The sequence below is a fragment of the Anaeromyxobacter dehalogenans 2CP-1 genome, from assembly GCF_000022145.1.
Lineage (GTDB): Bacteria > Myxococcota > Myxococcia > Myxococcales > Anaeromyxobacteraceae > Anaeromyxobacter > Anaeromyxobacter dehalogenans.
In genome coordinates, this window is sequence record NC_011891.1 from 4,175,301 (window position 1) to 4,189,392 (window position 14,092).

General features: G+C 69.3%; 16 protein-coding genes and 2 pseudogenes. 6 read left to right on the top strand and 12 right to left on the bottom strand.

Annotated features, from left to right (window positions below):
- Window positions 1-45: 45 nt before the first annotated feature.
- Window positions 46-1,020: pseudogene (gene recA, locus A2CP1_RS18925) on the bottom strand (recombinase RecA); the annotation flags it as partial.
- 565 nt (window positions 1,021-1,585) lie between these two features.
- On the bottom strand, window positions 1,586-2,611 hold the full coding sequence (locus tag A2CP1_RS18930) for a recombinase family protein (RefSeq protein ID WP_015934845.1): 1,026 nt from the start codon (window positions 2,609-2,611) through the stop codon (window positions 1,586-1,588).
- Between the two features lie 170 nt (window positions 2,612-2,781).
- On the opposite strand from A2CP1_RS18930, the gene A2CP1_RS23525 reads away from it, so the two are divergent.
- Together A2CP1_RS23525 and A2CP1_RS18935 are read left to right on the top strand one after the other, a co-directional pair.
- Entirely contained in the window at window positions 2,782-2,934 is a 153-nt protein-coding gene (locus A2CP1_RS23525) for a hypothetical protein (RefSeq protein ID WP_015934846.1), read from the top strand.
- Window positions 2,935-3,037: 103 nt separating this feature from the next.
- On the top strand, window positions 3,038-3,628 hold the full coding sequence (locus A2CP1_RS18935) for a sce7726 family protein (RefSeq protein ID WP_015934847.1): 591 nt from the start codon (window positions 3,038-3,040) through the stop codon (window positions 3,626-3,628).
- On the opposite strand, the gene A2CP1_RS18940 is transcribed toward A2CP1_RS18935, so the two are convergent.
- From A2CP1_RS18940 to A2CP1_RS18960, 6 genes are all read right to left on the bottom strand, one after another.
- Entirely contained in the window at window positions 3,543-4,676 is a 1,134-nt protein-coding gene (locus A2CP1_RS18940) for a beta family protein (RefSeq protein ID WP_015934848.1), read from the bottom strand. The two genes, A2CP1_RS18935 and A2CP1_RS18940, sit on opposite strands and share 86 nt — an antisense overlap.
- Window positions 4,677-4,996: 320 nt before the next feature.
- Window positions 4,997-5,401, bottom strand: a complete 405-nt coding sequence (locus A2CP1_RS18945; protein ID WP_232287335.1) for a hypothetical protein — start codon at window positions 5,399-5,401, stop codon at window positions 4,997-4,999.
- Window positions 5,402-6,110: 709 nt separating this feature from the next.
- On the bottom strand, window positions 6,111-6,341 hold the full coding sequence (locus A2CP1_RS23840; RefSeq protein WP_049771377.1) for a magnesium chelatase subunit ChlI family protein: 231 nt from the start codon (window positions 6,339-6,341) through the stop codon (window positions 6,111-6,113).
- Window positions 6,338-6,790, bottom strand: a complete 453-nt coding sequence (locus tag A2CP1_RS18950) for an ATP-binding protein (RefSeq protein WP_049771378.1) — start codon at window positions 6,788-6,790, stop codon at window positions 6,338-6,340. Before A2CP1_RS18950 ends, A2CP1_RS23840 begins: the two co-directional genes overlap by 4 nt.
- A gap of 340 nt (window positions 6,791-7,130) precedes the next feature.
- Window positions 7,131-7,688, bottom strand: a complete 558-nt coding sequence (locus A2CP1_RS18955) for a hypothetical protein (protein WP_011422673.1) — start codon at window positions 7,686-7,688, stop codon at window positions 7,131-7,133.
- Window positions 7,688-8,599, bottom strand: a complete 912-nt coding sequence (locus tag A2CP1_RS18960) for a hypothetical protein (RefSeq protein ID WP_011422674.1) — start codon at window positions 8,597-8,599, stop codon at window positions 7,688-7,690. Before A2CP1_RS18960 ends, A2CP1_RS18955 begins: the two co-directional genes overlap by 1 nt.
- 314 nt (window positions 8,600-8,913) lie before the next feature.
- On the opposite strand from A2CP1_RS18960, the gene A2CP1_RS18965 reads away from it, so the two are divergent.
- Window positions 8,914-9,348: an HNH endonuclease signature motif containing protein gene (locus A2CP1_RS18965; protein ID WP_011422675.1), complete on the top strand. Its 435-nt coding sequence runs from the start codon at window positions 8,914-8,916 to the stop codon at window positions 9,346-9,348.
- 256 nt (window positions 9,349-9,604) lie between these two features.
- On the opposite strand, the gene A2CP1_RS18970 is transcribed toward A2CP1_RS18965, so the two are convergent.
- On the bottom strand, window positions 9,605-11,404 hold the full coding sequence (locus A2CP1_RS18970) for a DNA methyltransferase (RefSeq protein WP_015934849.1): 1,800 nt from the start codon (window positions 11,402-11,404) through the stop codon (window positions 9,605-9,607).
- Between the two features lie 545 nt (window positions 11,405-11,949).
- Here A2CP1_RS18970 and A2CP1_RS18980 point away from each other — a divergent pair.
- Window positions 11,950-12,138 (top strand): C1 domain-containing protein, encoded by a 189-nt coding sequence (locus A2CP1_RS18980; RefSeq protein ID WP_015934850.1) that lies wholly within the window; start codon window positions 11,950-11,952, stop codon window positions 12,136-12,138.
- Entirely contained in the window at window positions 12,139-12,330 is a 192-nt protein-coding gene (locus tag A2CP1_RS18985) for a hypothetical protein (protein ID WP_015934851.1), read from the top strand.
- Here the strand turns inward: A2CP1_RS18985 and A2CP1_RS18990 are convergent.
- Window positions 12,327-12,644: a hypothetical protein gene (locus A2CP1_RS18990; RefSeq protein WP_015934852.1), complete on the bottom strand. Its 318-nt coding sequence runs from the start codon at window positions 12,642-12,644 to the stop codon at window positions 12,327-12,329. The genes A2CP1_RS18985 and A2CP1_RS18990 overlap by 4 nt on opposite strands.
- Before the next feature lie 93 nt (window positions 12,645-12,737).
- Here A2CP1_RS18990 and A2CP1_RS18995 point away from each other — a divergent pair, with 93 nt between their 5' ends.
- Window positions 12,738-12,962, top strand: a complete 225-nt coding sequence (locus A2CP1_RS18995) for a hypothetical protein (RefSeq protein ID WP_015934853.1) — start codon at window positions 12,738-12,740, stop codon at window positions 12,960-12,962.
- A 31-nt stretch (window positions 12,963-12,993) separates the two neighbouring features.
- On the opposite strand, the pseudogene A2CP1_RS23990 reads toward A2CP1_RS18995, so the two are convergent.
- Window positions 12,994-13,179: pseudogene (locus A2CP1_RS23990) on the bottom strand (magnesium chelatase domain-containing protein); the annotation flags it as partial.
- A gap of 171 nt (window positions 13,180-13,350) precedes the next feature.
- Window positions 13,351-14,031: a uracil-DNA glycosylase gene (locus A2CP1_RS19000; protein WP_015934854.1), complete on the bottom strand. Its 681-nt coding sequence runs from the start codon at window positions 14,029-14,031 to the stop codon at window positions 13,351-13,353.
- Between the last annotated feature and the right edge of the window lie 61 nt (window positions 14,032-14,092).

Genomic DNA, 14,092 nt, shown 5'->3' on the forward strand with positions numbered 1-14,092 from the left:
GCCTGCATCATCCCGCGCCGCCGCCGCGCCTCGCCGGTCGCGTGCCTACCCCGCCGCCTCGGCCGCGACGACCGCCAGCGGGGTCGGTGCCCCCGGCGCCTTGATCCGCTCCACCAGCCGCTCGAAGGCTGCCGGGTTCGCGCGCAGCCACTCCGCCGCGCGCTCGCGACCCTGCCCGATCCGCTCGCCATCCATCGAGAAGTGCGCGCCGGACTTCTCCACCGCCCCGCGCTCGACGCCGAGGTCCACCGCCTCGCCGAAGCGGTCCACGCCCACCCCGTAGCGGATGTCGAACTCGGCCTCGCGGAACGGGGGCGCGACCTTGTTCTTCACCACCTTCACCCGCGTGCGGCTCCCCACCACCGCGTCGCCCTCCTTCACCTGGCCGATGCGCCGGATGTCCATGCGCACCGAGGCGTAGAACTTGAGCGCGTGGCCGCCGGTGGTGGTCTCCGGGTTCCCGAACATGACCCCGATCTTCATCCGGATCTGGTTGATGAAGACGACGAGGGTCTGGTTGCGCGAGACGACGCCGGTGAGCTTCCGGAGCGCCTGGCTCATGAGCCGCGCCTGCACGCCCATGTGCGCGTCGCCCATCTCGCCCTCGATCTCGGCCTTGGGGACGAGCGCCGCCACCGAGTCCACCACGATGACGTCGCAGGCGCCGGAGCGGACGAGCTGCTCGGCGATCTCCAGCGCCTGCTCGCCGGTGTCCGGCTGCGACACGAGCAGCTCGCCCAGGTTCACGCCCAGCTTTCGGGCGTAGCCCACGTCGAGCGCGTGCTCGGCGTCGAGAAAGGCGGCCACCCCGCCCGCCTTCTGCGCCTCGGCGATGGCGTGCAGCGCGAGCGTGGTCTTGCCCGACGACTCCGGCCCGAAGATCTCCACCACGCGGCCGCGAGGGAGCCCGCCCACGCCGAGCGCCAGGTCGAGCCCGATGGAGCCGCTCGGCACCACCGGCATCGCCGCCGGCTCCTCCGCCTCCCCCAGCCGCATGATGCTGCCCTTCCCGAAGCTCTGAACGGATCACCGCGTCCGATCGCTCCGCCTCCGCCGCCGCTCGTGCCACCCGACGTCACCACGCCGTTCACCTCCAGCCAACCGTCCGGGAAGAGGAGGATCTCGCCGCCCGGCCCCACGAGCCACTCCAGGATCCTGCGCCACGACGCCTTGACGTTCTCGTAGACGGCGGCCTCCTCTGCGTCACGGGGGGCACCGAAGGCGCTGTCCGGCCAGCCGTACGAGAGGCCCTCGCGGATCTTCTCGACCGTCTGTTCCATCTCCTCCTCGTTGATCGGTGCCGCCTCGGCCGCGGCCATCCGCGCGTGGGCAGCGTCCCGAGCCGCCTCCGCCGCGTTCTGCTGCGCCCGGATGCCCTTCAACTCCGCCTCGAAGATGCGCTCGCGCACCTGCCCGAGCGTCCGCATGTGGACGAGCGTCCGCTCCTGCCGGTCCAGGGTGCGGAGCTTCTTCTCGGCGGCGGCGACCTCCTGCTTCGCATCGTCACGCCCGGCTCGCGAGCGCTCCGCCTCGGCCTGCCTCCGCAGCCCCTCCCGCACGATCCTCGGATCGGAGAAGGCCCTGGTCAGCGAGGCCACGAGTCGCGCGTCCACGTCCGCGACAGCGATGCGCGGCTTCCCCCGCCCGCACCCGCGCGGGCAGAAGTACTTCCGCTCCCGGCGCCCGTCTCCGCCACCCGACAACGCTGCGTAGATGCGCGGCCGCACTCGCCACACGAGGCGAGCTTGCGCAGCAGGGTGAACACCTTCGGCCGCGGACCCGAGAGCTTGTTGTTCAGCGTGAGCTGGGCGATGGCCCGCCGCTGCGTCACCTGATCCACGATGGGTTCGAGCTGGGTCGTGGCGCCGTACGTCGTGTAGCGCCCCACCGCGCCCGGCGAGTGGATGAGATGCGCCACCGTGCGCTTCAGCCACCGCCGATCCCCTCTGCCCAGCGGGCTCGGGATCCCCTTCGCGTTGAGCACCTCCGCGATCTCCCTGAGCGACATGCCGGCGAGGCACATCTCGAAGATCGACCGGTAGACCTCGGCGCGCTCCGGGTCGAGCGTCCACCCGTGCATCTTGTCGAAGCGCCGGCCGTACGGCGGAAACCCGATGATGAGGCGCCCCTCCTGCGCTGCCCGCCGCTTCCCGGCCACCGTACGCTCCACGATCTTCCGGCGCTCCTCCGCTGCGCCCTCTGCCCGGACGATGGCCAAGATCCGGCCGGTCATCGTGCGCGGGTCCGTGATGGATCCATCGGCCTCCACGATGACAGCGTGGGCGCGGCGGATGATGCCGAAGACAGCCTCCTGCTCGTCGGGGTCGGCGTGCCGAGTCAGGCGATCGAGATGCCGGACCCGCACCTCATCGAAGCCGACTTCGTCCGCGAGCTGGGCGAGCCGCCGGATGTCCGGCCTGTCCGCGGTGGCCTTGGCGCCGCTCACGGCGAACTCGATCGTCTCCACGAGCATCCCGGGCCGGGCGAGACGCAGGCGCTTCAAGGCGGCGCGCTGGTCCTCGGGCGTGTCTCGGTCCGCCTGAGCGGAGGTGGACACCCTGATCAGCTCTATGAACCTCGGCCCCGTGCTCGGGGCGGTCGCGATCGTCACGATGCACCTCCGTCGTTCTGGCCCTTCCCCCAGCGCGCCTGCGCTCCCTTGCGGCCGGCGCCCGAGCGAACGGCGGCACGGATCGCCTGAACAACCTCCGGCCCGCGCACACGAGATGCAACCGCGAGCGGCAGGATCTCACCGCCCGCGCGTACCGCGACCGCAACGGCGTGAAGGCGCTGCCGCCCTCGCGCGAGCAGCGCCGGCATGACGCGGCGGTGGAGGGTGCGCTCTCCGTCGCGGCCCTCCTCGTCATCATCGCGATCGGGGTGCCCTGGCTGCTCGCGAAGCTGGCTGGGCGCGCCGTCCCGACGTCGGTGTAGCCGCAGCCCCGGCCGCGGCGCTGGACGACCAGCGGGAGAGGATCGCTCCGCCGGCCGGCTAGAAGCGTCGTCGGGTTGGCTCGCTTCGAGACGGCGCGTTAGGATGCGCACCGTGCGCGACCTCGACGTTCGCCTTGCGCTACATGAGACGGTACTCGCGCGGCATCGCGACGACCCGGAGACGATCGTCATCGACGAGTTCGGGTTGAACTGGGGCGTGGTCCGCGTGGACGTCGCGGTCGTGAACGGGACCATCCACGGCTACGAGATCAAGAGCGACTCGGACACGCTCGACCGGCTTCCCGTGCAGGCCGAGATGTACGGCCGCGTCCTCGACCGAGTCACCCTGGTCGCCGGCCGCCACCTCGCGGCTGCAGAGCGGCAGGTGCCGGACTGGTGGGGGCTCTGTGAGGCCATCGAGGTCGCGCCCGGGCAGGTAAGGCTCCGGTCCGTCCGGCGCGCCCGGTCGAACCGGAACCTCGACCTGAAGGCCGTCGCGATGCTGCTGTGGCGCGACGAGGCCCTGGCCATCTTGGAGGAGATGGGCTGCGCGGCAGGGCTCAGAGGCAAGCCCCGCCGCGCTCTCTACGGCGCCCTCGTGGAGCGCCTTAGTTCGACGCAGCTCCGCTCGCGGGTGCGGCGGGCACTGAAGCGCCGAGGGCCAGCTTGGAGAGCTGGTCCACCACGAACGTGATGTGGTGGTTGGTCGCGACCCGCCGCCACGTCTCGTGGTTGCCCGACCCGACGGTCCCGCTGGCGCACGCCGCGATGTAGTCGTCGCCCGCGCTGAACGCCGACCCGCAGTACGCCGGGTGCTTGACCACCAGCTTGCTCAGCGCGGTGAACTGGCCGAAGCCGTAGTTCTTGACGTTCCGGCCGCGGAAGATGACCCACTCGTCATCGCTCGTGTACCGGATGCTGGCGCTGATGAGGATGACGCGCGGGTCCAGCTCCTGGAGGTCCCAGTGCGCGACGGCGTAGTCGCCGTAGGTGGGCCGTCTCGGGAGGGAGCCGAGGGCCTTCCAGAGCGCCCACTCCGCGCGAGGCAGCGTGTGGACCCCGGGTGCGATGCCGCTCAGGTTCAACGGGAACGCCGTGGCGACGATGGTGAACGTCCGCCACGCCTTCAGGTTCGGGACCTTGCCGATGGCGCTCGCCGCCAACGCGGCGTTCACGGTCGTCTTGTTGGCCGACACGTCCTGCATGTCGATGACGACGTCAGCCGTCTTCTGCGTGACGCCGGTGGCCAGCAGCGCCTTGCTCACGGCCACCGGGAACGCGGGCGCCATCACCGCGTCGAGGCCCTCCCGCAGGCAGACGCCCCGCCGGTCCTTCTTGTGGATGCCGGCCGCGGCCTGGAGGATGTCCTGGGTCGCGCCGGTCGAGATGACCGGGATGGCGAGGATGGCCGCCGCACGGAGCCGGTCGAAGAGCCCGGTGAGCGTGGCCCCCGTCGCCTGGTTCGGCGGCAGGAGGCGGATGTCCACGAAGACGGGGTGGGCCGTGCCCCAACTCGACTTCATCTCCGCGATGGCGTCGTCCAGGTGCTTGGACAACGTCTTCTTGGCGGCGCCGGTCTCGGGGTCGGTGGGGACGGGAACGACCTCGACCAAGGGCGTGCAGGCCGCCTTCACGGCGGGGTCGAGGTCCTTCAACGCGCGCGCCTCCCCGCGCTTCCACTTCAGGACCGGGACGTAGTGCTGCTCGGAGAACTCCATGTTGAACTTCTGATCTGCTTCCATAAGCTACTCTCCTCATTAAGGACGCTGGTGCGCGGCTTACACCCAGCGCGAAATGCGCGGGTGGGCCCACACCGGATTTCGGCCGCGGGACTAAGTGTTCGCGCCTGCGGTCGATTCAGGCGAAACGCGCAGTCTTCCCGTTCTCGGCAGGCCAGTGTCCGTGCCGTTCCAGGCAGCCGCTTGTTCCGGGGTCCTTGACGAGGAAGGCGGAAAGTACGAAATTCCGCCCGTTCACCCCACGTCGTCGGATCGAGACTGGGCTGCTGATGTCTCCGAGGGCCTGCGGCTGCAACCGCGGGCCCTCACCGTCTTCCCTGCTACTAGTTCCTCTTCATCACCACCTCGCACTGATGTTGCCGCGAGCAGAATTCGCCGCGACCATGGGACAAGATGCTCCCGTCCTGTCGGAGCCGGTGCAGCGCAACTCGCACGGCGGAGCCGGCGCGCGGGAGTCCCAGCGCGCGTGCGATCGTAGACGGCGAGAAGGTTTCGTCAGGGTGCTCGTCCAAGAGTTTGACGATCTGGGTCGCGACGGAGACCTCCCGGGCAGCACCACCTCCGAACGCACGAGATGGATGGTAGAGCACCTCCACGTCTCGCGCCGAGAGTGCGGGAAGCTCCTTGGACACGACAGCGGGCTCCTGAGCCCGATCTTCGCCGTGGAGCAGCGCGTCGAGTTGACGCTCCAGTCGCGCCACCTCGTCTCGCGCCTTCGCGATCTGCATCGACAACTCGATGACCTGCTCACGTCGCCCCATGGTGAAGTCGATACTAAGCCCCGTAACGTTACAGTCAATCTGAGAAACGTTCCGCGTAACACGTCCAGCTCGAAAACCCCTCTGCCGTCAAGAGGTTGCGCAGGATCGCGGCATGTTGTCGCGGACGTAACTCGTTACCGGACTCCTGGACACTCCGAGCACCTGCGCGCCAGGTACACTGGCTGGTTCACATCTAACCACGATGGTCTGACATCGAGGGAGGGCGGCGCCGTAAGTCCATCGAACTGCTGCAGATTTTAGCCCCGCTTCGGTCGACTTCATCACGCAGGGTGATGGTGCCGTCTGGGCTCGTGTCGGCGCGCCCGACAAGCAGCGCCCAGAGCACCTGGTGCGGGTCGCGCCCGCGGCAGAGGTCGGCCGCGATCTCCCACAGCTCCTCTGCTCCCAGCGTGCGACGTTCACCGCCGACGGCGCCGTCGTGGGCAGCGCCGTCGGGAACACCAGCTCGGTCTTCTTCGCCTTCATGGCGCCGAGCGTGGAACGACCAGCCGGAGCGGGAACCCGCGCGCGGGAATCCGTGCTGCCCTTCCCGAACTGCTTCTCGATGCCGGCCACGGCATGGCCCAGCGCCTTCCACTTCTCGCTCAGCTTGCTCACGTCCTGCCTCGCTTCTCCCGCCGGCGGCGGGGGTGGTGCCGCCCGCGGGCGGCGTGGATCACAGGAGCGGGCGGTCCAGCGCGCGGTACTGGATCGCCTCGGCCACGTGCGCCGCCTTCACGGCCTCGTCGCCCTCCAGGTCGGCGATGGTGCGCGCCACCCGCAGCACCTTGTCGTGCGCCCGGGCGGACAGCCCGAGCCGCGCCACCGCGTCGTCGAGCAGGCGCCGCCCCGCCGCGTCCGGCGCGCAGATCCGGCGCAGCGCCGCGCCGCGCAGCCGCGCGTTCACCGGCGCGGTGCGGGGCCGGCCCGCGCCGCCTGCCGCTCGCGGGCCCGCGCCACGCGCGCCCGCACCTCGGCGCTCGGCACCCCGGGCGCGCCGCCGGACAGGAGCGCGGGCGGCACCGCCGGCACGTCCACGTGCAGGTCGATGCGGTCGAGCAGCGGGCCGGAGATCCGGCGCCGGTACGTCACCAGCTCGTGCGCGGTGCAGTGGCAGGCGCGGGTGCGATCGCCGTGGTGGCCACACGGGCACGGGTTCATCGCCGCCACCAGCATCACCTGCGACGGGTAGGTGACCGAGCGTCCCGCGCGCGCGATGCACACCTCCCCGTCCTCCAGCGGCTGGCGCATCGCCTCGAGCACGTGCCGCCGGAACTCGGGGAGCTCGTCGAGGAACAGGACCCCGTGGTGCGCGAGGGAGATCTCGCCGGGCCGCGGCGCGCTGCTGCCGCCCACCAGCCCGGCGTCGGAGATGGAAGCGTACCGCCTTCGCGGAGCAGCTTCGCGAGGCCTGCGCCGCGATGGCGGGATTCCTCTGCCTTCTAGCGACGACCGCTACGACTGCGTTGGCCGTGAGCGCGTCGACTTCGTGGTCGCGGACGTGGCCACATCCATCGCAGATTCGCTGATGACTGGCGCTACGGTCGATGCGATGGTGCTCAGTCTCTTGCAGTGCGTCATCGACGCCCGGAGGCGAGTGCCTTCACAAGACGTCGCGACGTCCTAGTCATGTCGATGTGTCCCTGGCGAGTATTCGTTCCCGCTGCACGGGACCCGGCGGGGAAACCAGCACGAACTACTGTGGCCTGGTCGCAGACTGCTTGCCAGCATCCTCGTCGAGGGACGTGAACCACACATCGAGGTTCTGCTTGATCTGTAGGAGCGACACTAGGAGCAGAACGATAGTGCCACCCGCGAACGACAGGCACGCTGCCGCCGCCCACCAGCGCGGGATAAGCCCAACCGTCAACTGAAGCGCTGACGTTACAAGAGCGGCAAGGATGGAGAAGAACAAGAGATGACTTAGCCGCCTCAGCGGTGCGTAGTGTGACTCGGTGTGTCCGAACGCTCGAGCCCGTTCCGCGTGCTCCTTGTAGGCGGCGGAGTCGTACAGCCCCTCCTTCATCTTCACGAGCACGAACGTCTTCAGCGACAGCATGAAGCCGCCGATTGTTAGGAATCCGGCGAAGAAGCTACCGCGCATGTTCTTCGTAAAGAACTCGAAGACTGGGTCAACTTGCCCAGAACCAGGCGCCGGCAGAGCGTGATGGAACCACCACGCGGCGACTGCCGCCGGCAGAGCGCCCACCGCAAACACGCCAAAGACGAACACCCAGACGAACAGGGACCGCATCACTGCACCTCAAAGATGTCCTTGTTCTTCTTCGCCGCGTCCAACAGCGCCTTGATCATCGCCGACTTCGCAAACTCTTCGACCTTCAGGTTCATCGTCTTAGCTGCTTGGCCGAACTCGACGTCGCCGAACTTCTCGTAGTTGTTCAGCAGGTTGATGATCTGCTCGTGTCCATCTTCGTCGTCGCCCACGATTCTACCCTTCGCGTCGGACAAACCCTTCAACACGGAGAGTACCGCAGCCTTCACCTTGCTCTGGCTCTTGTCTCGGTCGAAGACGTACTCCTCTCGCGCGAGCGTGATGAGGTCCTTCATGACAGGAGCAAACAAGGGCGCTTGCTGAGCCTTTAGAGCGCCGAAGTCAATGCGGAGCCGCTTCACACGACTCATCGCCTCGACCAGTTCGGGGACGTCCTCGTTACGAACGAGTTGGGTCAGCTTCAGCCTGCTCGACAGCCCCGCCCGAATGGTCTTCTTCTTCTTCTCGGTGACCTCGCCGCTGGCCTCGGCTGCCGAGATCGCGCTCTCAACCTCGCGCCGCACCAGCTGCTTGAGGTGATGGTCGAGGTACTCGCCGAACTTACGAACCCCCATCGACTGATGGTAGTGCTGGTACAGACCTCGACGCGTCGCCTCGTTGATCACGAAGAAGTTGAAGTCGATGACGGCGCGTCCAGCGGCGACCTCTCTGACTTCGATGACCAGGTTCTCCTTGGCGAGTTCGCACACCTGCCGCTGATCCTTGGTCGACAGGACTAGGCCAACGAAATAGCCGTCCTTCTTCGCTACGCGGATGATCCGGTCATAGAGCGCAAACCGCGCTGGCGAAGCCTTCTGGAGGAAGGTGGTCAACTCCGGAAGGCCCAGCGGCCCTTCACCCTCGAGCGCGAATCCAAGATACCGAATCTTCACATGTCCTCCGCTAGGCGAGAGGGTGCCGACATCCGGCGGCAATATACCGGGCGAACCGCTCTCGGAGTAAACGTCTCCACTGGAACGATGACGTCTCTCGGCTACGGCAGAACGCGAAGTCCCTGCGATGTGACCCCAATGTGTGTCCGACCGTGCGCCCGACAGCGTCAGCTGTCGCCTGTTCACGGTACGTCGCGGCGACGCTGGGTGAGACGGTTGACGGTCCGCGCGGAGACGCTGCTACCGCCACGCACACGCCGCGACAGCGAGACGTCACCCCCACTCGGCCCCACGTTCAACTCTCCCGGGGCTCCATGACCAGGACCACGGTTGCGCTGGTCGCCGCGCTCGCTGCTGCTCCGCTGCTGGTGCCGACGGCCGCTGACGCGGGCACCCACGTCCGCGGCTACTACCGGAAGAACGGGACGTACGTCGCGCCGCACTACCGGAGCTCGCCGGGCTCGGGCGCCGTCCGCAGCCACCCGCCGCGGACGTACCGGCGAACGCCGACGCCCTCGTACACGCCGCGCGATCATCACGGGAAGGTCAAGCGGAGCAGCTCGGCGAAGGCCGCGTTCCGGCGTTCGCACCCCTGCCCATCGACGGGCCGCAGCTTGGGCGCGTGCCCGGGCTACGAGGTGGACCACGTGACGCCGCTCGCCTGCGGTGGCTCGGACGCCGCCTCGAACATGCAGTGGCTCACCACGCGAGAGAACCGGCGCAAGGGTGCCGCGGGCTGCCGGCGCTGACGCGCCTGATGGTCGGTTCGGTCACGACGGGCCGACGCCACGCACATCGCCGCACAGCAGTTGCCTACCCCTGCGCGGAAGCGATCCCTTACACTCGGTCCGCCTCGCGCGCCGGGTCGTTGAGCGGCCACACCCCCCGGACCGTTTCGGCCCCGCGCGCGCTGGCACCTGCCGCAGATCGCGGCCGGGTGATTGCGGCGCCCGACCCCGCAGCGCGTCGTGCAGTAGGTCGCGCTTCCATGCGCGCAGGTTCACTTCACCGCTTTCCCTTTGTTCGCAGAGGCTGCCCGATGGCCTCCTCAGACGGTCGTCCCGCCTGTTCACGTATTAAGGGCGTGGCCGTTTCTGACGAGTGCTCAGGAACGGTAACAAGCATCCCTCGGCGCGGAGGCGGCGCGGGTAGCGCCATGCCCGGCAGCACCAAGGTGCCACCGGCGGGCGGCGTGGTTTCGGTAATTTCGACGCCGGGATAGTCGACCCGCCGCCCGGCAAAGATGTCTGACGCGGATACGATCTGAAGCCGAGGGTACTTGCGCCCGGTATGAGGGTCTTTCCACATGCCCGCACGCGCCGCCTCGACCCGCATCTCCTGCGTCGGATCCTGCATCGTGACAAGCACGCCCATCGCGGCCTTTTCTCGCTGAACTGTGCCGTGAAGTTCTCGTACGTTGGCTGGCGTAACTGTGCGTCCGCCCTTCACGGAGACAACAATTTCGTAGACTCGCCCGTCAGCGCGGAACTTGATCATCCCGTCGATTCCGCGATCGCGTCCGCGCCTGCCCTCGCGCCGTCCCGGGACACCACCTACTGGGTGCGCACCGATCCGATGCACGGCCCACCACTGGAATTGGTACTTATCCGTCTCGGCCAGATCCCGGGCGCTCTCCAGGTCCTGCGGCTCGCCAGCAAGTTCGTACTGAATCCCAGGGAACCCGCTCGCGAGCCGGTCTCTGATCACCCGGATCGCCAAGTACGTCACATCGATACCGATCCATTCACGGCCTAGGCGCTGAGCCGCTTCCACCGCGGTGCCGCACCCGCAAAAAGGATCAAGAACAACGTCGCCGGGACAGGAGGAGGTCGCGATGATGCGCTCGAGCAGTGCGAGCGGTTTTTGTGTCGGGTACCCCAGTCGCTCCGCTGCCTGGGAGTTCACGGGAGGGATATCGTCCCAGAGGCTTTGAACCTTCACGCCCTTCGACTCATCGAGATACATCTTCAGGCGAAGTTGACCGCCGCGTTTCGTCGGGAAATGGAGGCGCCCGGCGGTGTCGTACTGCCGCATCCTCTCCGGATCGCAGGACCACCCGTTACGATGCGGCTGGTACGTCACCCCGTTGCTCGCGTGATACGCGTAGTGCAGGTTCGGCCGCGGCTTCGGGCTCCGCAGCGTGACCGACTGCCAGACGCGACCGTCCTCGTCCTTCCCGCTAAAGCGCTTCGCCGCGTACTCCGCCGTGAACGGGCGATACTGACAGTGGAACTGGTACTCGGGAGATCGCGTGTAGAACAAGATGGTGTCGGTTACCGCACCGAAGTTTCGCCGCGGGTCACCGTGGCTGTGCGTTCGCTTCCATATGATCTCGTTTCGGAATTGCTCTGGACCGAAGATGGCGTCCATGAGCAGTTTCAAATAGTGGCTGGCGGTCGGATCGCAGTGCAAGTAGATGGAGCCGCTCCGTGCGAGCACGCGCCGCAACTCGATCAACCGAGGCGCCATCATCACCAGATACGCCGCCATGTCACTTCTCTGCGGAAGCGCCTTGTAGAACGCTTCGATCAGCACGGACACCGCAGGCGGGATACCGTGGTTCACGGAGTCTGGCCCGGTCAGCTCCTCGTATGTCTCCTGCGCCTGCTGGTCCCAGTGCCAGCAATCCTCAAACGCCCGGAGTTGCGCGACTGACGACGAGAGGTCGTGCTCCTTGAAGAGCACGTTGTAGTCCTGGTTGGAGTTGAAGGGAGGGTCGAGGTACACGAGATCGACGCACTCATCCGGAACGAACTCGCGCAGCATTGGCAGGTTGTCGCCGTAATAGAGCTTTCCGGGTCGCATAAATTACGCCTATCACTCAGCGTAATCCGTTCTCAAACTTATCGACCGATTCCAGGCGATATCGCTAACGGCGCGAGACGCCGAGGCGCTCGAGGTTCCGCCTGCGCGCCCGGGCGATCCCGCACTCCGGCGAGCAGGTCCGGGCGCGCCGCCGCATTAGCTCGCGCAGGCCGCGCGCGCGGCGCCGCTCGAGCGCCTCGCCCCACCCGACGCCGCACTCGGAGCAGCTCCACGCCGCCCCGCGTGGCTCCCGGATCCGGACGCGCTTCGCGCGCGCCCAGCGCGCCTCGGCGAGCCGGCGGGCACGGGCCCTCGAGCAGGTCGGGGAGCAGGTCCTCGCCGCGATCGTCAGCGGCGGGAGGCCGGCCCGCCGGCGGCGCCGGTCGGCCGTCGTCCACGGGCACCGGCACTCGGAGCAACGCCACCAGGAGGGCACGAGGACAGCCTACGCGATTGTGGCGGGCATGCGATCGACTCTAGGTGTTCTCACTGGTTGTCAGACCCTCATGGATCCGTGTCCGCACCCGCAGGAGGAGGAGATCACCATGTCGAACTCGAAGAAGCTGATCGTGGCCGGGTACGTCGCGGAGATGTTCACGCGGACGGACGTTCCGACGCTGGGCGGATCGGTGACGCTCAAGGGCTTCCGGTGCAAGATGTGCGACCTCACCGTGCTAGCGGAAACGAAGGAGCAGGTTCCGCCGCATGAGTGCGACCGCGGATCGGTGCTCTAGGTGGACCCGCTCGTCCTGCTCCTCGCGGTCCCGGTCGGGCTCGCGCTGACCTGGGTGTCGTTCTACGTGGCGGCGCACGCCGTGCTCAAGGCGTGGCGCCGGTCCCGGATGCGCCAGGTCGCGGCTGAGGAGGACCTCGCCGACGCCCGTGCCGAGGAGCGCCTCGCGCGGATGCGGACCGGCCGCGGCTAGAACGCCGCGCCGACCAGCAGCACCGCGCCGCCCGGCCCGCCGGCGACGGTGGCAACGCCCTCCGCCTGCCACCGCCAGAGGCTCACGCGGCGCGTGGCGACGGCGCCGGCGAGCCACCCCGAGGGCGAGACCACGCCGAAGCGGCTGGGGCGATCCTCGTGCGCCTGGCAGGGCTCCGCGGGAGGCGTCCGCGCGGCGAGCGTCGCCGGCGCCGAGAACAGCTGCCGTGTCACCAGCGCGCCGCTCCCCTCGAGCCGCGCCCCGAGCGTGCCGGTCAGCCGGTACTCGCCTGCGGCCAGGCCGCGCTCGAGCACCAGGTCGGTGCCGAGCAGGAGCTCGCCGCCGCCCGGGCGCGGGCCGAGTCGGCCGAGCGGCGGAGCGCCGTCGCGGCCGAGCTCGAGGTGAAGGTGGCCGCGCTCCGCGAACGCCTCGCCGACGCGACCGACCAGGACTGGCGCCAGCTCGTGGAGATCCTGTTCCCGCGCACCGCGGCGACCGGCATCCGCGTCTTCCCGGACGGCCGGATCGACCTGCGCGGCGCGCTCTCGCTGGACGACGGCGGCGAAGCCGCGCTCTCGCGCGCCGCGCGCGACACCTCGCGCGTGCTGGTCCGGCTCGCGACGCGATCGTAGGCCGGCGGAGGGTTCTCCGAACCGTCACCCGCTTCGACGGGAGCTTCACCCCGAGGTTCCGGATGGCGGCGAGCACCCGCACCTCGGCCTCGCGCACCGGCCCGGCCGCGAGCCCGACGATGTAGAACCCGGGCAACCCGACCGTCGCGTCCATCTCGACGTCCACCGGGACGGCGTTCACGCCGAGCACCGCCCCGGATCGCACGCGCACGAGCATGCACGCGCGTTCAGCAGCCCGCGTGCCAGCGGCGGGCGCCCGCCGCGCCCCGTGGATCCGCGGGTCCGGGCCGCGCGGCAGGCGCGGCGAGCGGCGATCGGGTCCGGGGAACGTCCGCCGCGGCCGGCGCGCGGACGCACCGGGCGCCGGCGCTCGCGCCGGGATCGGCGCTCAGCGCGCCAGCGCAATCGCGCGCGCGAGGACCGCGTCGATCATGGCCGCGGTGAGCCGGCCGGTCTGCGTGTTCTGCTGCGAGGGGTGGTAGCAGCCGAGCACCGCCGGCAGCCCGGCCAACCGCAGCTCGGCGCCGTGCCCGAAGCGCGGCCGCGGGCGCGGGACCTCGCGCCCGGCGCGCCGCAGCGCGGCCAGGATCGCGTCCCATCCGACCGACCCGAGCGCGACGAGCACCCGAGGGCGCAGCAGCGCGAGCTCGCGGTCGAGGAACGGCGCGCAGCGCGCCAGCTCGTCGGGGGTGGGCCGGTTGTCGGGCGGCGCGCAGCGGCAGGCCGAGGTGATCCAGGCGCCGTCGAGCGCGAGGCCGTCGTCGCGCGCCCGCGAGGTGGGCTGGGTGGCGAGCCCGGCGCGGTGGAGCGCCGCGTAGAGGAAGTCGCCGGAGCGGTCGCCGGTGAACATGCGCCCGGTGCGGTTCGAGCCGTGCGCACCCGGCGCCAGCCCCACCAGCGCGATGCGCGCGCGGGCGTCGCCGAAGCCGGGGATGGGCCGGCCCCAGTAGACCTCGTCGCGGTAGGCGCGCCGCTTCTCGCGGGCGACCTGCTCGCGCCACGCCACCAGGCGCGGGCAGGCGCGGCAGCGGACGACCTCGGCGGCGACGGCGGAGAGCGTATCGGCCATGCGGGAGGGTGGAAAAGGTGCGGCCCGGTCCGGCGGGTTCGTCCGCCGGCCGGGCCGCGTC